The 18,202-nt window shown below is 73.0% G+C and carries 17 protein-coding genes and 1 pseudogene; 7 read left to right on the top strand and 11 right to left on the bottom strand.

The annotated features are described in order from the left end of the window. Positions 1–126: 126 nt before the first annotated feature. The 4 genes from WBK50_RS20160 to WBK50_RS20175 form a co-directional block, all read right to left on the bottom strand. The gene (locus WBK50_RS20160) at positions 127–738 is read right to left on the bottom strand and encodes a UdgX family uracil-DNA binding protein (protein WP_341337090.1); all 612 of its coding nucleotides are present in this window, start codon (positions 736–738) and stop codon (positions 127–129) included. A gap of 122 nt (positions 739–860) precedes the next feature. After that, positions 861–1,724 carry a sugar phosphate isomerase/epimerase family protein gene (locus WBK50_RS20165; RefSeq protein WP_341337091.1) on the bottom strand — a complete coding sequence of 288 codons (864 nt, stop codon included), beginning with the start codon at positions 1,722–1,724 and terminating at the stop codon, positions 861–863. Then, positions 1,721–2,716, bottom strand: coding sequence for a Gfo/Idh/MocA family protein (locus WBK50_RS20170; protein WP_341337092.1), 996 nt, complete (start codon positions 2,714–2,716; stop codon positions 1,721–1,723). Before WBK50_RS20170 ends, WBK50_RS20165 begins: the two co-directional genes overlap by 4 nt. A gap of 36 nt (positions 2,717–2,752) precedes the next feature. Beyond that, positions 2,753–3,679 carry a sugar phosphate isomerase/epimerase family protein gene (locus WBK50_RS20175; RefSeq protein ID WP_341337093.1) on the bottom strand — a complete coding sequence of 309 codons (927 nt, stop codon included), beginning with the start codon at positions 3,677–3,679 and terminating at the stop codon, positions 2,753–2,755. Between the two features lie 166 nt (positions 3,680–3,845). Between WBK50_RS20175 and WBK50_RS20180 the strand changes: the two genes are divergently transcribed. Next, positions 3,846–4,922, top strand: coding sequence for a LacI family DNA-binding transcriptional regulator (locus WBK50_RS20180; protein ID WP_341337094.1), 1,077 nt, complete (start codon positions 3,846–3,848; stop codon positions 4,920–4,922). Between the two features lie 7 nt (positions 4,923–4,929). On the opposite strand, the gene paaE is transcribed toward WBK50_RS20180, so the two are convergent. The 7 genes and pseudogenes from paaE to WBK50_RS20215 form a co-directional block, all read right to left on the bottom strand. Continuing rightward, entirely contained in the window at positions 4,930–6,027 is a 1,098-nt protein-coding gene (paaE, locus tag WBK50_RS20185; protein ID WP_341337095.1) for a 1,2-phenylacetyl-CoA epoxidase subunit PaaE, read from the bottom strand. Then, positions 6,027–6,474: pseudogene (gene paaD / locus WBK50_RS20190) on the bottom strand (1,2-phenylacetyl-CoA epoxidase subunit PaaD). The gene paaE and the pseudogene paaD overlap by 1 nt, the downstream one beginning before the upstream one ends. 101 nt (positions 6,475–6,575) lie before the next feature. Further along, positions 6,576–7,502: a 1,2-phenylacetyl-CoA epoxidase subunit PaaC gene (gene paaC, locus WBK50_RS20195; RefSeq protein WP_341337096.1), complete on the bottom strand. Its 927-nt coding sequence runs from the start codon at positions 7,500–7,502 to the stop codon at positions 6,576–6,578. Further along, the gene (paaB, locus tag WBK50_RS20200) at positions 7,499–7,861 is read right to left on the bottom strand and encodes a 1,2-phenylacetyl-CoA epoxidase subunit PaaB (RefSeq protein WP_445942286.1); all 363 of its coding nucleotides are present in this window, start codon (positions 7,859–7,861) and stop codon (positions 7,499–7,501) included. Before paaB ends, paaC begins: the two co-directional genes overlap by 4 nt. After that, the gene (gene paaA / locus WBK50_RS20205; protein ID WP_341337097.1) at positions 7,858–8,811 is read right to left on the bottom strand and encodes a 1,2-phenylacetyl-CoA epoxidase subunit PaaA; all 954 of its coding nucleotides are present in this window, start codon (positions 8,809–8,811) and stop codon (positions 7,858–7,860) included. Before paaA ends, paaB begins: the two co-directional genes overlap by 4 nt. A 76-nt stretch (positions 8,812–8,887) precedes the next feature. Then, entirely contained in the window at positions 8,888–9,505 is a 618-nt protein-coding gene (locus tag WBK50_RS20210; protein ID WP_341337098.1) for a TetR/AcrR family transcriptional regulator, read from the bottom strand. Positions 9,506–9,598: 93 nt separating this feature from the next. Then, positions 9,599–10,441 (bottom strand): enoyl-CoA hydratase/isomerase family protein, encoded by an 843-nt coding sequence (locus WBK50_RS20215; protein WP_445942287.1) that lies wholly within the window; start codon positions 10,439–10,441, stop codon positions 9,599–9,601. Between the two features lie 126 nt (positions 10,442–10,567). Between WBK50_RS20215 and paaZ the strand changes: the two genes are divergently transcribed. From paaZ to WBK50_RS20245, 6 genes are all read left to right on the top strand, one after another. Next, on the top strand, positions 10,568–12,607 hold the full coding sequence (gene paaZ, locus WBK50_RS20220; protein ID WP_341337099.1) for a phenylacetic acid degradation bifunctional protein PaaZ: 2,040 nt from the start codon (positions 10,568–10,570) through the stop codon (positions 12,605–12,607). After that, on the top strand, positions 12,604–13,935 hold the full coding sequence (gene paaK / locus WBK50_RS20225; protein WP_445942288.1) for a phenylacetate--CoA ligase PaaK: 1,332 nt from the start codon (positions 12,604–12,606) through the stop codon (positions 13,933–13,935). Before paaZ ends, paaK begins: the two co-directional genes overlap by 4 nt. 106 nt (positions 13,936–14,041) lie before the next feature. Further along, complete coding sequence (locus WBK50_RS20230; RefSeq protein WP_341337100.1) at positions 14,042–15,736, top strand: SDR family oxidoreductase; 1,695 nt, start codon at positions 14,042–14,044, stop codon at positions 15,734–15,736. Further along, on the top strand, positions 15,733–16,608 hold the full coding sequence (locus tag WBK50_RS20235) for a metal-dependent hydrolase (protein ID WP_341337101.1): 876 nt from the start codon (positions 15,733–15,735) through the stop codon (positions 16,606–16,608). Before WBK50_RS20230 ends, WBK50_RS20235 begins: the two co-directional genes overlap by 4 nt. Beyond that, complete coding sequence (locus tag WBK50_RS20240; RefSeq protein ID WP_341337102.1) at positions 16,605–17,597, top strand: PDR/VanB family oxidoreductase; 993 nt, start codon at positions 16,605–16,607, stop codon at positions 17,595–17,597. The genes WBK50_RS20235 and WBK50_RS20240 overlap by 4 nt, the downstream gene beginning before the upstream one ends. Further along, entirely contained in the window at positions 17,594–18,151 is a 558-nt protein-coding gene (locus tag WBK50_RS20245; protein WP_341337103.1) for a TetR/AcrR family transcriptional regulator, read from the top strand. The genes WBK50_RS20240 and WBK50_RS20245 overlap by 4 nt, the downstream gene beginning before the upstream one ends. The last annotated feature ends 51 nt before the right edge of the window (positions 18,152–18,202 follow it).

Raw genomic sequence — 18,202 nt, forward strand, 5'->3', positions numbered from 1 at the left:
TGCCGCAGAAGGACCCGTCCGCGAGGCAGTTCCCGAACGGCTGTGGACAACCCTCGCACCGCTCGCGTTCCGGCCGGTCCGCTCGGGTTCCGACGCGCGCGGAGCAACCCGAACGCGAGCGATCGGTCAGCGGCGCTGCGCGGCGACCACCTTCAGGTCCGCGACGAGGGCGTCGAACGCCTCCTCGCGCCTCTCCGGCTCACCCCGCAGCACGGACGACGGATGCACGGTCGGCACGAGCACCCGACCCTCCCACTCCAGGACCTCGCCGCGGTGTTCGGTGATCTTGAACTTCGGCCCGAGCAACGCCTTCCCGGCGACGCCGCCCAGCACCCCGACCACCGGCGGGTCGACGATCCGCAGCTCGGCGTCCAGCCACGGCCGGCAGGCGCGGATGTGCCCGACGGCCGGGGTCTTGTGGATCCGTCGCTTCCCGCGCTGCTCGAACCGGAAGTGCTTGACGGCGTTGGTGACGTACACGGTGTCCCGCTCGATCCCGGCCTGCTCCAGCGCCCGGTCCAGCAGCTTCCCCGCGGGCCCCACGAACGGCTCCCCCGCCTTGTCCTCCTGGTCCCCCGGCTGTTCCCCCACCAGCATCAGCCAGGCTCCCGCGGACCCGGCCCCCACGACGGCCGGCCCGGCGCATTCGTGCAGCTCGCAGCCGGTGCAGTCCTTCGCGGCGGCGCGCAGGGCGTCGAGGTCGGTGACCTCGGGTGCGATCGTCGCGGGATCGGTCATGGCCGGAAGGTGCCCCACCACGCCGCACCCGAAACAGCTCCGCTCGCGTCGAGGCGCCTCCGCCCGGGTCGGGACGCGAGCGGAGGCGTCGGACCGCGAGCGTTCCGCGTCGCCGGCTTCGCCTACGAGAAGTGCTTCGCGATGAGCGCGCTCGCCTTCTCCCGCTGCCGGACGCTGATCTCCTCCGCCTGCTCCTCCCAGCCGAACACGCAGCTGGACACCACGCCGTCGAAACCCACCCCGGCGAGGGCGGCGAAGACCTCGTCGAAGTCGACCTCGCCGCGGCCGATCTCGGCGTGCTGGTGCACCCGGACGGTGGAGCCGGGCGGGTTCACGATGTAGCGCAGGCCGTTCGACGCCGTGTGGTCCAGGGTGTCCGCCAGGTGCACGTAGGTGAGCTTGGCGGCGGCGTCGGCGACGATCCCCGCCGCGTCGTTCCCCTGGTGGAAGGTGTGCGGGGTGCAGTAGAGGAAGGAGATCCACTCCTTGTTGAGCCCGCGCACCATGTTCACCGCGGCGTGGCCGTCCTCGATGAAGTCGTCCGGGTGGGGTTCGAGGACGAGCTTCACGCCCTCCCGCTCGAACACCGGGATCAGCTCGTCCATCGAGCGCAGGAACTGGCTCTCCGCCAGCTCCGGCGCCTCCGGGCGGCCGTTGAACTCGGAGTTCATGACGTCCACGCCGAGGTCGACGGTGATCTGGACGGCTCGCTTCCAGGCACGGACCGCGGCCTGCCGCTCGTCCTCGCCGGGGCCGGACCAGCGCAGCACCGGCAGCACCGAGGCGATCGTGACCCCGGCGTCCGCGGCCCGCTTGCGCAGCGCGGCGACCGTCGCGTCGTCCGCCCGCGGGTGGGAGAAGAACGGGACGAAGTCCGCCTTCGGCGAGAGCTCCATGTACTCGTAGCCCATGCGCGCCACCACGTCCGGCAGCTCCAACACCGAATGAGTCGCGTAGAACATCTGCGGGTCGAGCGCGAGCTTCACGGCCGCGCCTCCAGCTTCACCTCGGTGCGCCGGCCGGACCGGACGGCCTCGACGCCGGCCTCGCAGATCGCGGCGGCCGCGTAGCCGTCCCACGAGCCGGCGCCGTCGATCGTGCCCTGCGCGGCGGCGTCGACCCAGCGCTGCATCTGGGTGTCGTAGGCGGCCCCGAACCGGACGACGAAGTCCGGGGAGATCGTTCCGCCCCAGCGTCCGGCCTGCTTGACCTGCAGGTTCTGGTCCAGGCCGATCGTCGCCTGCCCGCGCTCCGCGACGAGCTCGGTGCGCACCTCGTAGGCCACCCCGGTCCGCACGAAGCTCTCGACAGTCACCAGGCGGCCGGACTCGGTCTCGAACAGCACGAGCATCGGGTCGCTGACCCCGGCCGGCGCCGACGATGTGGGCGTGCCCTTCAGCACCGTCACCGCGACGACCTCCTCGCCGAGCAGGAAGCGGGTGCAGTCCGCCTCGTGCACGACCGAGTCCGCCATCGCCATCTCCGAGGTGAAGGAGTCCGGGACCTCGGGGTTGCGGTGGGTGCAGTGCAGCATCAGCGGCGCGCCCAGGTCGCCGCTCTCGATCAGCGAACGCAGGCCCGCGTACTCGGTGTCGAAGCGGCGCATGAAGCCGACCTGGATGAGCGAGCGACCGGTCTCGGCCTCGGCGCGGACGACCTCGTAGGAGGTCGGGCCGTCCATGGTCAGCGGCTTCTCGCAGAGCACCGGGATCCCGCGCTCGAGGCAGGCGAGGACCTGCTTCTCGTGCGCGAAGCCGGGGCTGGCGAGCACGACCGCGTCGACGTCGGCGGCGCCGATGGCCTCGAACGGGTCCGCCACGACGCGCGCCCCGATCGGGCCGGCGATCTCGGCCGCCCGCTCCGGGGAGAAGTCGTTGACCGCGACGACCTGCGCGCCGCGGGTGCGCCTCGTCAGGCTGTCGACGTGGAACGCGCCCATCTTGCCGACACCGATGACGGCGACCTTGAGATCAGACATGGTGGAGCCTCCTGCTCGCGACGAACGGTGGCGGGCTCAGGCCCGCGGGGTCCCCATGGAGAGCGACCGGCCGCCGCATCCCGCCAGGTAGGTGTGCGTGCGCTGCGCGATGGGCAGCGGGTGCTCCGGCGGGCAGGGGTACATGTCCTGCTCGACGATCGCGAAGATGTCGGTGCCCAGCTCCTCGACGGCGGCCAGCAGCGACGGCATGTCCGGCACGCCGAGCGGCGGCTCGATCATGGCGCCGAGCCGCACGGCCTCGGGGAACGGCAGGTCCTCGGCCTCGACGCGGGCGATGACGGCCGGGTCGACCTGCTTGAGGTGCAGGTAGCCGATGCGCTGCGGGTACTTGCGGATCAGCTCGAGATTGTCCCCGCCGTAGTAGGAGACGTGCCCGGTGTCCAGACAGAGGTTGACGTACTCGGGGTTCGTGTTCTGCACGAACCGCTCGATCTCGTGCTGGTAGCCGACGTGGCTGTCCGCGTGGCTGTGGAACTGCACGTGCAGGCCGTACTCCTCGAGGATCCGGCGGCCCAGCTCGTCCATCCCGGTGGTCAGCAGGCCCCACCGCTCGTCGGAGAGGCTGCGGTCCTCCAGCGGCGCACCGGTCTTGTGGTCCCGCCAGGTGTCCGGGATGACCACGATGTGCTTGCCGCCGACGACCGCGGTCAGCGCGGCGACGTCGGTGACCTGCTTCCAGACGTCCTCCCACGAGTCCGGCCGGTGCAGGTGCTCGAAGACGGTGCCCGCGGAGACCTTCAGCGAGTGCTTCTCGAGCTGGTCGGCCAGCTCGGCCGCGTCCGTCGACAGGTATCCGTAGGGGCCGAGCTCGATCCACTCGTAGCCGGCCCCGGAGACCTCGGAGAGGAACCGGTCGGCCGGGGTCTGCGCGGGGTCGGAGGGGAACCAGACGCCCCAGGAATCGGGCGCCGAGCCGATTCGGATCGTCGATGATGCGGTCACGGTGGAACTCCCGGTCTAGCGGGACGCCCGCAGCGCTTCATGAGCCGTGGACGTCCTCGTCGGTGGGGACTAGAGCGCTCTAGTAGCGCCGCGCAGAACTATGCTGCCGCCACGTTCGCATGTCAAGACATAGTGGGTGGTTCAGACGGCCGGGAAGAATGGCGGCGTGGGAAGCGCGGAAGGCCGGCGGCGACCGACGATGGTCGACGTCGCCGCGCGCGCCGGCGTCTCCCGCGCCCTGGTCTCCCTGGTGTTCCGGGACGCCCCGGGAGCCAGCGCGGAGAGCCGCGAGAAGGTGCTGCGCGCCGCGGAGGAGCTGGGCTACCGCCCGGACAACGCCGCCCGCCTGCTCGCCCGGGGCCGCAGCCGCACCCTCGGGGTGCTGATGACGGTGCGCGAGCCGTTCGAGGCGGACCTCGTCGAGGTGATCTACCCGGAGGCCGAACGCCGCGGCTACGACGTGCTGCTCTCGGCGAGCACTCCCGGCCGCGACGAGGCCAAGGCCGTCGAGGCGCTGCTCGCGCACCGCTGCGAGGGCGTGATCCTGCTGGGCCCGGTCGTCGACGACGCCTTCCTCGACGAGCTCGGTGCCCGCGCCGTCGCCGTCGTCGTGGGGCGCGGCGCGGGCGGGGCCGCGGTGGACAGCGTCCGCAGCGCCGATGCCGAGGGGATGCGCCAGGCCGTCGACCATCTCGTCGGGCTCGGGCACCGGCGGATCGTGCACGTCGACGGCGGGCCCAGCGGCCCGAACGCCCGCGTCCGGCGCGAGGGCTACGTCGCCGCCATGCGCGCCCACGGGCTGGACCGCGACGTGCGGATCCTCCCCGGGGCGTACCACGAGGACGCGGGGATCGCCGCCGGCCGGATGCTGCTCGCCGAGGACTCGCTCCCCACGGCGGTGATCGCGGCCAACGACCGCTGCGCCATCGGCCTGCTGGACACTCTGCGCCGCGCGGGCGTCGACGTCCCGGCCGAGGTCTCGGTCGTCGGCTACAACGACGACCACCTCGCGCACCTCTCCCACGTCGACCTGACGACCGTCCGCCAGGACGCCGCGGGCCTCGCGCAGAACGCCGTCCGGGCGGCCGTCGAACGCCTGGAGGAGGAGGTCCCACCGCGCGAGGTGGTCCTCCCCGGCCCTGGTCGTGCGGGGCACGACCGGCCCACCCCGCCGCTGACGCGCAGGTTCGCGGGCCCAGGCCCATGGCCGAACGTGTGCGTCGGCCCGCGATCCTGTGCCTGAGCGGGTGTCAGGCGTCGTAGTCGACGGTGACCTCGTCGGAGACCGGGAGGGTCTGGCAGGTCAGCACGAAGCCGGCCTCGACCTCCTCGTCCTCCAGCGCGAAGTTGCGGCGCATGGTGACGTCCCCGGCGGTGACCTTGGCCCGGCAGGTCCCGCAGACCCCGCCCTTGCAGGCGAACGGTAGGTCCCCGCGGACCTTCTGCGCGGCGTCGAGCACGGTCTCGTCGCGGGGCAGGGTGAGTGGGGTGGACCGTCCGTTCAGGACGACGGTGACCTCGCTGCTCTCGCCGTCGAGGACGACGTCGTCCTCCGCGCGGTGCAGCTCCGGCGGCGGCTCGTCGACGTAGAACAGCTCGCGGTGCACCCGCTTCCGGTCCACCCCGAGCTCGGTGAGCACCGCGACGGCGTCCTCGGTCATGCCGAGCGGGCCGCAGAGCCACCAGTGCTCGACGCCCTCGACGTCGACCAGCGCACCGAACAGGGTCCGCATCCGCTCCGCGTCGAGCCGGCCGTTGAGGATCTCCGCCTCGGTGGGTTCGCGGGAGAGCACGTTGAGCAGGTGCAGCCGCGGGCCGTGCGCGTTCTTGAGGTCCGCGATCTCCTCGGTGAACATGACGGTGTCCGTGCGGCGGTTGCCGTAGAGCAGCGTGACGCGGGTGTCGTCGTGCGCGGCCAGCAGGGACGCGGCAATGGACAGCACCGGGGTGATGCCCGAGCCGGCGGCGATCAGCCCGTGGTGCGTGCCCGCCTCGAGCTCCGGGGTGAACGCGCCCGCGGGCGGCCCGACCTCGACCTCGTCCCCGGCCTCGAGCCGGTCGACCAGCCACTCGGAGAACAACCCGTCCGCGACGCGCCGGACGCCGACCCGCGGGGCGGCGCCGGCCGGCGCGCAGATCGAGTACGAGCGGCGCTCCTCCCCGTCCGGCGTCCGCTGGCGCAGGGTCAGGTACTGGCCGGGGCGGAAGGCGTAGGCCTGCTTCAGCGACTCCGGGACGTCGAAGGTGACGGCGACGGCGTCCTCGCAGAGGCGCTCGACGGCCGCGACCCGCAGCGGGTGGAAACCGCTGGTCCGCGGCTCGACGACCTCGGTGGTGGCGGCCGTCATCAGATCTCCTTCATGTGCTCGAAGGGCTCCCGGCACGACGGGCAACGGCGCAGCGCCGTGCACGCGGTCGGCCCGAAGCGGGAGAAGCTCCTCGGTGGCGGGCGCGCCGCAGTGCGGGCACCGCACCGCCGACGACGGCGGGGTGAGCGTCAGCGGGATCGGCCCGGCGGTCTTCGCCGCCGCCCGCCCGGGCGGGGCGATGCCGGCCTCGGCGAGCTTGCGCCGCCCGTCGTCACTGATCCAGTCCGTGCTCCAGGCCGGCGAGAACACCGTCCGCACCTCGACCCGGGCGTATCCTGCGGCGGTCAGCGCGGCGCGGAGGTCGTGGCGCATCTCCTCGATCGCGGGGCATCCCGAGTAGGTCGGCGTGATCGTCACGGTGACCGCGTCCCCGTCGACGTCGACCGACCGGACGACCCCGAGGTCGTCGAGGGTCAGCATCGGCATCTCCGGATCGACGACGCCGGCCACCACCCCCTGTGCGCGGGAAACCTCGCTAGAACGAGGTTCCACCCGCACAACCCCGGCTGAGCTGCGAAGACCTGCGCTCACCACGTCGCCCCCGGATGCCGGCGGGCGAGGCTCTGCATCTCCGCGAGGGCATGGCCGAGGTGCTCGGTGTGCACGCCCTGCCGGCCGCTGCGACCGCCGATGGTCCCGATGAACGGCCTGTCCGGACGGGTCAGGGTGGCCTTGTCCAGGACCTGGTCCAGGACCGCGTCGACCTCTTCGCGGGTGTCCGCCGGGTCCACCGCGACCCCGGCCGCGATCAGCCGACGCTCCTCGTCGGAGGTCCGGAACAGCTCGCCGAGGTACGGCCAGACCGCGTCGATCGCGGCCTGCATGCGCCGGTGGGACTCCGCGGTCCCGTCGCCGAGCCGCAACGTCCAGCGAGCCGCGTAGTCCCGGTGGTAGGTGATCTCCTTGACTCCCTTGCCCGCGACCGCGGCGACGACCGGGTCCGCCGAACCGAGCAGCCGGTGCAGCAGCGCCAGCCGCCAGGTCGAGAAGATCAGCAGGCGGGCTATGCAGCGGGCGAAGTCCAGGTCGTCGGACAGCTCGGCCAGCCCGACGTTGCGGAACTCCGCCTCCGGGCGCAGGTAGGCCAGGGCGTCCTCGTCCCGGTTCCCGCCCTCGACGTGCCCGGCCCGGGCGAGCAGCACCCGGGCCTGGCCGAGCAGGTCCAGCGCGGTGTTCGCCAGCGCGACCTCCTCCTCCAGCTCCGGGGCGTTCGAGACCCACTCCGAGAGCCGGTGGCTGTAGATCAACGCGTCGTCGCCCAGCATCAGGCAGTACGCGGCGAGGTCGGCCGCGTCGACGCCGACGGGCGCCGGCGAGGTGATCTCCGCGCCGGCCTCCTCGACGATCCCCGTCCCGAACGCCCAGCGCGGGTCGTCGTGGTCGGTGGTCTCGGACAGCGACTGGTACGCGTTGGTGGCGTCGTGCTCCTCGACGTCCGTGTGGTGGATGCTCACAGGTGCGGCACCTCCTCCGGGATCGCGTAGAACGTCGGGTGCCGGTAGACCTTGTCCCCCGCCGGCGCGAAGAACGGATCCTTCTCCGCCGGGCTGGACGCGGTGATGTGCTCCGCCTTCACCACCCAGATCGACACGCCCTCGTTGCGCCGGGTGTAGACGTCCCGCGCGTTGTGCAGGGCCATCTCGTCGTCCGCCGCGTGCAGCGAGCCGACATGCACGTGGTTCAGCCCGCGCTTGCCGCGCACGAACACCTCGTAGAGCGGCCAGGTACGGCGCGCCGGCTTCCCCTGCCCGGTCTCCACGCCCTCGGTCGGGACGGCTCCGTGGCCGCCCTCCGCCGTGAAGTCCTCACTCATGCCGTCGCCCCCGCGTGCTTGTCCGCATACGCCTGCGCCGCCTCGCGGACCCAGGCCCCGTTCTCGTGCGCGCGGCGCCGGTGCGCGATCCGCTGCGCGTTCGCCGGGCCCGAGCCGCCGATCACCGCCTTGAACTCCGCCCAGTCCGGCTCGCCGTAGTCGTGCGCCTGCCGCTCGTCGTTCCAGACCAGGTCCGGGTCCGGGAGCGTGACGCCCAGCGCCGCGGCCTGCGGGACGGACATGTCGACGAACCGCTGCCGCAGCTCGTCGTTCGTGTGCCGCTTGATCCCCCACGCCATCGACTGCGCCGAGTTCGGCGAGTCGTCGTCCGGCGGGCCGAACATCATCAGCGACGGCCACCACCAGCGGTTCACCGACTCCTGCACCATCTCCCGCTGCGCATCCGTGCCGTTCACCATCGCCAGCAGCAGCTCGAAGCCCTGCCGCTGATGGAACGACTCCTCCTTGCAGATCCGGATCATGGCGCGTGCGTACGGGCCGTAGGAACAGCGGCACAACGGGACCTGGTTGCAGATCGCCGCCCCGTCGACCAGCCAGCCGATGACGCCGATGTCCGCATACGTCAACGTCGGGTAGTTGAAGATCGAGGAGTACTTCTGCCTGGACTCGATCAGCTTCTCGGTGAGCTCCTCGCGATCCACACCGAGGGTCTCCGCCGCCGCGTAGAGGTACATCCCGTGCCCGGCCTCGTCCTGCACCTTCGCCAGCAGGATGGCCTTGCGGCGCAACGACGGCGCGCGCAGGATCCAGTTCCCCTCCGGCTGCATCCCGATGATCTCGGAGTGCGCGTGCTGGGCGATCTGCCGGATCAGCGTCTTGCGGTAGGCCTCGGGCATCCAGTCCCGCGGCTCGATCCGCTGGTCCGCCGCGATGGTCGCGTCGAACCCTTCCTCGAGAGCGCGGTGGGGACGCTCGTCGGTCACCGTCATCGGGAACCTCCGTAACCGAATGTTCGTTCGTCTGATGATGACGCACCCGACCGGCTCGCGCAACCGTTCCCGGACCTCAGGCGGGCGGAATGATGCCCTCGGACACGATGCGGACGATCTCGTCGGGCAGCCGCTCCGCCCCGGGCCGCCCGGGCCGGTACCACTCGATGATCGAGTTGACCGTCCCGGAGAGCAGCCGGGCCGCCAGCGACGGCTCGACCTCGGCCCTGACCTCGCCGTCCGCCACCGCGTCCGCCACCAGCGAGGCGATCGACGCGTCGAACGCGCGCCGCCGGGCCAGCGCCCAGCGCTCGGTGTCGGTGTTCCCCCGGACACGCAGCAGCAGCGTCACGTAGGGCAGCTCCGAGGTCAGCACCTCGACCTGGCGGCGGATGATGTGCCGCAGCCGCGCCAAGGCCGGGCCGTCCTGCGAGGCGGGCTCCTCGAGGATCCCGAACAGCCCGTCCAACGCGCGCTCCAGAGCCGCCTTGAGCAGCTCCTCCTTGCCGCTGACGTGGTGGTAGAACGATGACTTCGTGATGCCGGCCGCGCGGGAGAGATCCTCCATGCTGGTGGCGTCGTAGCCGCGGGTGTTGAACTCGCCGACCGCCACCGCGAGCAGGGACGACGCGTCGTACACGGGGCGGCGGGCACCCGCCGCCCCGCGGGCCCGTCGCGTGCGGGTGGCGGGCACGGGCGGCTCCGCGGGCGCGGCGCTCACCGCAGCCGCCCGGACGACTCGTGTCCGCTCATCCCCACAGCGTGCCCTTCCCTCGCGACCGGCAGGTCACGCGCCCTCGAAGGTCGGCCGCCGCTTGGCCAGGAACGCCTCGACCGCGACCCGGTGGTCCTTCGTGACGCCCAGCCGGGCCTGCGCCGCAGCCTCGGCCTCGAGCACCGTGTCCAGCGACGACACCGCGCCGAGCGCGACCGCCTTCTTGATCTCGGCGAACGCCAGCGTCGGGCCGGCCGCCAGCCTGCGGGCCAGCTCCAGCGCGGTCTCCAGCACCGCCTCGACCGGGACCGCCGCCCTGACCAGGCCCGACGCCTTCGCCTGGGCCGCGTCGAAGGACTCCCCCAGGAGCAGCAGCTCGGTGGCCCGGGCGGCGCCGAGGGAGTGCACGAGGCTGGCCGAGAGACCCGAGTCCGCGGTCAGCCCGATCGCGGCGAACGCCGTCGCGAAGGTCGCGGTGTCCGCGGCGACGCGCAGGTCGCACGCGAGGGCGAACCCGAGTCCTGCCCCCACCGCGCCGCCGTTGATCGCGGCGATCACCGGCTTCGGCATCGTGGCCAGCGCCCGAACGATCGGGTTGTAGTGCTTCTCCACCGTGTCGAACGACGTGGCGGCGTCCGCCTCCAGCGCCTTCGCGTGCTCGCCGAGGTCCTGCCCGACGCAGAACGACTTCCCCGACCCCGCCAGCACGACCGCCCGCACGCTCGTGTCCGCCGCGACCCGCTCCAGGGCCTCCACCAGGGCTTCCTTGAGCTCGACGGTCAACGCGTTACGCCGGGCCGGCCGGTTCAGCGTGACGATCGCGACGGCCGGGTCCTGCTCGTCCTCCGTCACCAGGACCGCGGGGTCGACGTCCTTCGAGCCGGCCTCGGTGCCTGCACCACTGTTCGTCTGCACGGGGTCATGCTAACCTCCCGCACAACCGAACGATCGTTCGCTGCCGTGTCCGGGAGGACGTCGGTCCGGCGTGCGCCGTCCCGCTGCGCGAGCGGGTCGGACCTTCCCCGACGACGAGGAGAGCACATGACCGTCCCACTCCGGAGCCACGTCCTCGGCGACTGGCACACCCCCACCGCCGAGGGGCGGCCGCTGTTCGACGCGGTGACCGGCGAGGAGGTCGCCCGGATCTCGTCGGACGGGGTCGACTTCGGAGCCACGCTGGACTACGGCCGCCGCGCCGGTGGCCCGGCCCTGCGTGAGCTGACCTTCCACCAGCGCGCCGCCCTCCTCAAGGCGCTCGGCCAGCACCTGCGCGAACACCGCGACGAGCTCTACGCCGTCTCCGCCCGCACCGGCGCCACCCTCGGGGACTCGAAATTCGACGTCGACGGCGGCATCGGCGTGCTGCTGGCCTACGCGAGCAAGGCCAAGCGCGAGCTGCCCAACGACACCGTCCACGTCGACGGCGACGTGGAGCCCCTCGGCCGCGGCGGCACCTTCCTCGGCCAGCACGTCTGCACCCCGCTGCACGGCGTCGCCGTCCAGGTCAACGCGTTCAACTTCCCCGTCTGGGGCCCGCTGGAGAAGCTCGCCCCCGCCTTCCTCGCCGGCGTCCCGAGTCTGATCAAGCCCGCCAGCCCGACCGCGTTCCTCACCGCGAGGCTCGTCGAGCTCATCGTCGACTCCGGCCTGCTGCCCGCGGGTGCGCTGCAGTTCGTCGCCGGCGGCGTCGGGGACCTGTTCGACCACCTCACCGGCCAGGACCTCGTGTCCTTCACCGGCTCCGCCTCCACCGCGCAGACCCTGCGCACGCACCCCGCGATCGTCCGCAACGCCGTGCGGTTCACCGCCGAGGCGGACTCGCTCAACCTCTCCGCCCTCGGCCCGGACGCCACCCCCGGCACCGACGAGTTCGACCTGTTCGTCAACGGCCTCGTCGCCGAGATGACCGTCAAGGCCGGCCAGAAGTGCACCGCCATCCGCCGCGCCTTCGTCCCCGAACAGCACGTCGACGCCGTCGTCGAGGCCGTCTCCGCCGAGCTCGCCGAGATCACCATCGGCAACCCGGCATCCGAGGGCGTCCGGATGGGCGCGCTGGCGAGCCTGGACCAGCGCGAGGAGGTCCGGCGCAGCATCAAGGCCCTCGCCGACGCCGGCCGGATCGTCTTCGGCGACCCGGACAGGGTCGACGTCCTCGACGCCGACCCCGACCGCGGCGCGTTCATCTCACCGATGCTGCTGGTCGGCGACCCGGAGCGGGCCGAGCCGCACGAGGTCGAGGCCTTCGGCCCGGTCTCCACCCTCCTCCCGTACAGCTCCACCGCGCAGCTGATCGACTACGCCGCCCGCGGCCAGGGCAGCCTCGCCGGCTCGATCGTCACCGCCGACACCGCCTTCGCCCGCGAGGTCGTCCTCGGTGTCGCCCCCTGGCACGGCCGGCTGCTCGTGCTCAACTCCCGGGACGCGAAGGAGTCCACCGGGCACGGCTCCCCGATGCCGCAGCTCGTCCACGGCGGCCCCGGCCGCGCCGGCGGCGGCGAGGAGATGGGCGGCATCCGCGGCGTCCTGCACCACATGCAGCGCACCGCGATCCAGGCCGACCCGGACACCCTCGCCGCGATCACCGGCCGCTGGGTCGCCGGAGCCGAGCGCCACGAGACCGACGTGCACCCGTTCCGCAAGCACCTCGAGGAGCTCAAGCCCGGAGACACCCTCGTCGCCGGCCCGCGCACGGTCACCCAGGCCGACGTCGAGCACTTCGCCGAGTTCACCGGCGACACCTTCTACGCCCACATGGACGCCGAGGCCGCCGCCGCGAACCCGCTGTTCGGCGAGCGCGTCGCCCACGGCTACCTGATCGTCTCCTTCGCCGCCGGGCTGTTCGTCGACCCCGCGCCCGGGCCGGTGCTGGCCAACTTCGGCGTCGACAACCTGCGGTTCCTCACCCCCGTCAAGTTCGGCGACGAGCTCACCGTCACCCTGACCTGCAAACAGCTCACCCCGCGCGAGTCCGCCGGCTACGGCGAGGTCCGCTGGGACGCCGACGTCACCCGCCAGGACGGCCAGTCCGTCGCCCGCTACGACGTCCTCACGCTGGTCGCCAAGAAGGAGAGCGGCAAGTGACCACCACCGCCCCCGCCCGCCGGCTCGGCGACGCCCCGGCGCCGGAGACCCTCGACCCGGCCGAACGCATGTCCGCCGACGAGCTGCGCGCCCTGCAGCTCTCCCGTCTGCAGTGGACGCTGCGGCACGCCTACGAGAACGTCCCGCACTATCGCCGCGCCTTCGACGCCCACGGCGTGCACCCGGACGACTGCCGCGAGCTCGCGGACATCGCCAGGTACCCGACGACGAGCAAGAAGGACCTGCGGGACAACTACCCGTTCGGGATGTTCGCCGTGCCGCAGGAGCAGGTCCGGCGCGTCCACGCGTCGTCCGGCACCACCGGCAAGCCCACCGTCGTGGGCTACACCGCGAAGGACATCGACGACTGGGCCGGGCTCATCGCCCGCTCCATCCGCGCCGCCGGCGGCAGGCCCGGCCAGAAGATCCACAACGCCTACGGCTACGGCCTGTTCACCGGCGGCCTCGGCGCGCACTACGGCATCGAGAAGCTCGGCGCGACGGTGATCCCGGTGTCCGGCGGCATGACCCCGCGACAGGTCCAGCTCATCTCCGACTTCGAGCCGGACGTCATCATGCTCACCCCGAGCTACATGCTGACCCTGCTCGACGAGTTCGCGCGCCAGGGCATCGACCCGCGGTCGACCTCGCTGAAGGTCGGCATCTTCGGCGCCGAGCCGTGGACCGAGCAGATGCGCTCCGAGATCGAGGAGCGGATGAACATCCACGCCGTCGACATCTACGGGCTGTCCGAGGTCATGGGCCCGGGCGTCTCGCAGGAGTGCGTGGAGACCAAGGACGGGCTGCACATCTGGGAGGACCACTTCCTCCCCGAGGTCGTGGACCCCCTCGACGGCACTCCTCTGCCGGACGGCGAGGAGGGCGAGCTCCTCTTCACCAGCCTCACCAAGGAGGCGTTGCCGATCATCCGGTACCGCACCCGCGACCTGACGACGTTGCTGCCCGGCACCGCGCGGCCGTCGATGCGCCGGATGGCCAAGATCACCGGCCGCAGCGACGACATGATCATCCTGCGCGGGGTGAACCTCTTCCCGACCCAGATCGAGGAGATCGTCCTGCGCACGCCGGGGTTCGCCCCGCACTTCCAGCTCGAGCTCACCACCGAGGGCCGGATGGACGCCCTCGCGGTGCGGGTCGAGGCGCGCGAGGACACCACCCCCGAGCGCCGGGAGGCCGCGGCGGCCGAGCTCGTCAAGGCGGTCAAGGACGGCATCGGAGTCTCCGTGACCTGCGAGGTCGTGGAGCCGGACTCGCTGGAGCGCTCGGTCGGCAAGCTGCAGCGCCTCAAGGACCGCCGCACCAGGTGACCGCCGGCGATCGCACGAACGGCACCTTCGGTCGGACCTGGTGAACGAAAGTGCCGAACGCGGGCGATCAACGGAGCCTTGTTGACACGGTTTCTATGATGACAGCATGTCTCACAGCGAGGTGGTGACCTCCGACGGCCTGCGGCTGGCCGTCCAGGAGCACGGGGATCGGGCCGCAGGGCAGACCGTCGTCGCGATACACGGGTATCCGGACGACCACACGGTCTGGGACGGGGTGGTGGCCGCGCTGGGCGCGGATGTCCACGTCGTCACCTACGACGTCCGGGGCGCGGGCGCGTCGGGGGCGCCCCCGACCAGGGCGGGCTACGCGCTCGACCAGCTCGCGGACGACCTCGCGCGGGTGATCGACGCCGTCAGCCCGGACCGGCCGGTGCACCTGCTCGCGCACGACTGGGGCGCGATCCAGACCTGGCACGCGGTGACGGGGGAACGGTTGGCCGGCCGGGTCGCGTCGTACACGTCGATCTCCGGGCCGTGTCTCGACCACGCCGCGCGCTGGTTCCGGCGCGGGCGCCTCGGCGACCGGCTCCGCCAGGCGGCCGCGTCCTGGTACACGGTGCTGTTCCAGCTCCCCGTGCTGCCGGTGCTCGCGTGGCGCTCCGGGCTGTTCGGGCGGGTGATCGCGGCGCGCGAGGGCGTGCCGCGCCCGTCGACCTCGGACGCGGTGCGCGGACTCGAGCTCTACCGCGCGAACTTCGGCGCGCGGCTGGCGAAAGCCGAGGCCCGGCGGACGAGCGTCCCTGTGCAGGTGCTCGCGCCCACCCGGGACGCCTACGTCACCGCCCCGCTGCAGACCGAGATCGACGAGTACGTCGACGACCTCGCGGTGCGGCGCATCCCGGGCGGGCACTGGGTGCCGCGGACCCGGCCGGACGTCATCGCCCGGTGTGTCCGCGAGCTGATGACGAGCGTGGCGGGAGGCCCGACGAGCCCGGCGCTGGCGAAGGCGCGGGCCCGGGACCGCTGGGCGGACCGGCTCGTCGTCGTGACCGGGGCCGGCAGCGGGATCGGCCGCGCCACCGCGCTGGCCTTCGCGCGGCGGGGCGCGGAGATCGTCGTCGCGGACCGGGACGCGGCGACCGCGGACGAGACCGTCCGGCTCGTCCAGGCCGCAGGCGCGCGGGCATCCGCCCACCCGGTCGACGTCTCCGACGGAGCGGCGATGGAGGCGTTCGCCAAGCGCGTCGCCGCCGAGCACGGGGTGCCGGACGTGGTGGTGAACAACGCGGGCATCGGCATGGCCGGCTCCTTCGCGGACACCACGCCCGAGGACTGGCAGCGGATCATCGACGTCAACCTGTGGGGCATCATCCACGGCAGCCGGCTGTTCGCCGCGCAGCTGCGCGAACACGGCGAGGGCGGGCACGTCGTCAACGTCGCCTCGGCCGCCGCCTACCTCCCGCAGCGCACGCTCGCCGCGTACGCGACCACCAAGTCCGCGGTCCTCACCCTGACGGAGTGCCTGCGCGCCGAGCTGGCGGGCGAGGGAATCGGGGTCAGCGCGATCTGTCCCGGCTTCGTGCACACCAACATCACCGTGACCACCCGGTTCGTCGGGACCGACGCCGAGACCGAGAAGCGACGGCAGGGCGCGACGACCGCGCTCTACGCGAAGCGCAACTACACCCCGGAGCGCGTGGCGGAACGGATCGTGCACGCCGTCGAGCACGACAGCCCGCTGGTCCCGGTGACGCCCGAGGCCCACCTCGGCCTGCTGGCCTCCCGGCTGACCCCGGGGCTGCTCCGGGAGTTCGCGAAGCGGGAGATCGGTCCCCGATGAACCAGGACCCCGACCGGATCGCGCTGCACGCCCGGGACGTCGCCTTCGACTGGTCCGCACTGCCGCTGCACTGGATCCCCGGCGAGCCCTTCGCCACCCACCTGCTCGACGTGCTGCACCTGCTCCTGCCGGAGGGCGAGCGGTGGTTCGTCCGGCTGTTCTCCGACGCGTTGCCGCTGGTCAAGGACCCGCAGCTGGCGGAGGACGTGCGCGGGTTCATCGGGCAGGAGGCGATGCACGCGGTGTCGCACCAGGGGGTGCTGGACCACCTCGCGACCGCCGGCATCGACACCGGCCCGTACGTCGGCAGGATCGAGTGGGTGTTCCGCGAGGCGCTCGGCGACCGGGGCCTCGACGGCCCCGCGGCCCAGGAGTGGCTGGTGGAGCGGGTCGCGCTGGTCGCGGCCATCGAGCACCTGACGGCGTTCCTCGGCCAGTGGGTGCTCGACGCGAGCGCGCTGGACCGGGCGCACGCGGACCCGACGATGCTGGACCTGCTGCGCTGGCACGGCGCCGAGGAGGTGGAGCACCGCAGCGTCGCGCACGACCTCTACGTGCACCTCGACGGCCGCTACCTCCGCCGGGTGCGGAACCTCGCGATCGCGGCACCGATGCTCGTGCGGCTCTGGGCCCACGGCGTCGCGTTCCTGCTGTCGCGGGACCCGGAACCGAGGCGCGCCCGGTGGCGGGACCTCGCCCGAGCCGCGCGGCTCGGGCTCTGCCCGCCGCTCGGGGCGATGCTGCGGTGCGTGGTCGCCTATCTGCGGCCGGACTACCACCCGTCGCGCTACGGCTCCACCGATGCCGCGGTCGCCTACCTGGCGTCCTCCCCCGCGGCGCGGGCGGCGGACGGATCGGCCGGCGCGGCGTGAACGAGGACCGCCTCGCCGAGGTCATCGGCAGCACCGCGCTGCGGATCGCCCTGCGCAGCGGGCGGCGCCGGCGTCCGGCACAGCCGGTGGACCGGGACCTCCGGCTGACGGTCACCGCCGTCCGGGCGGAGGCACCGGACGTCGCCGGGCTGACGCTCGCGCGCCCGGACGGCGCGGACCTTCCCGCGTGGCGGCCCGGCGCGCATCTGGACCTGCTGCTGCCGTCGGGACTCCTGCGCCAGTACTCGCTGTGCGGGGACCCGGCCGATCGCGCGAGCTACCGGATCGCGGTGCGCCGCCTCGCGGCCGGCTCGACCGAGGTCCACGGGCTGGCACCCGGCACGGAGATCACGGTCCGCGGGCCGCGCAACGCCTTCCCCCTCGCCGCCGCGCCCGGCTACCTGTTCCTGGCCGGCGGCATCGGGATCACCCCGCTCGCGCCGATGGCGCGGGCGGCCGCGGCCGCCGGGGTGCCGTGGCGGCTGGTGCACACCGGGCGGGACCGGGCGTCCCTGCCCCTGTCGGCCGGACTCGACGCCGCCCACGTCCTCCTGCGCCCGGACGACGAACACGGCGGGCCACCGCCCGTCGCCGCGCTGGTCGCGGAGCAGCTCGCCGCGCTCCCCCGAGGCTCGGCGGTCTACTGCTGCGGCCCGCCGCCCATGATCGACGCGGTGCGCCGGGCCGTCCCGGCCGGGCATCGGCTGCACTCCGAGCGCTTCTCCCCGCCGCCGGTGCGTGGCGGCCGGGCGTTCACCGTCGAGCTGGCCCGGACGGGACGGACGGTCGACGTCCCGGCGGACCGGTCCGCGCTCGACGCCGTGCAAGCCGTGCTGCCGGCCGTCCCGTACTCGTGCCGACAGGGCTTCTGCGGGACGTGCCACGTCCGGCTGGTGGCGGGACGCACCGAGCGGGACACCTCCGCACCGGGTTCGATGGCCCTGTGCGTGGCGAGAGCGGAGGGCGACCGCGTGGTGCTGGACCTGTGAGCGTCGCCAGGCCGGCGCGCCGGATGAGCCCCGAGCGCCGCCGCGACCACCTCGTGGCGGCGGCGCTGGAGCTCTACGCCCGGATGCCTCCGGAGCAGGTGACGGTCGACGACGTCAGCCGGGCCGCGGACGTCTCGCGCGCGCTGTTCTACCGGTACTTCCCGAACCTGCCGTCGTTGCACGTCGCGGCGCTGTCCACGATCGTCGACGAGCTGATCGACCGGATCTCGCTGCCCGGCAGCGGCTCGGACGTCCTCCCCACCGAGCAGCTGCGCGCCGCGCTCGACGCGTTCCTCGACACCGTCGAACGGCACGCCCAGGCCTACGTGGCCCTGCTGCGCAGCGGGTCGGTGATCGCGACCGGGGAGACCGACGCGCTGGTCGACGCGGTGCGCCGGCACATCGTCGCGCTGCTCGTCGAGCGGAGCGGGCTCGAGGACCCCGCGCCGCTGCATCTGATGACGCTGCGCGGCTGGGTGGCCCTCACCGAGGGCGCGCTGCTCAGCTGGCTGCAGGAGCGGGCCGTGCCGCGGGCGGAGTCGTCGGGTGGTTGATCGACCAGCTGACCGCGATGCTCGCGGTCACCGCCGCGCACGACACGGCCG

This window comes from Pseudonocardia sp. T1-2H, from assembly GCF_038039215.1.
Classification (GTDB): domain Bacteria; phylum Actinomycetota; class Actinomycetes; order Mycobacteriales; family Pseudonocardiaceae; genus Pseudonocardia.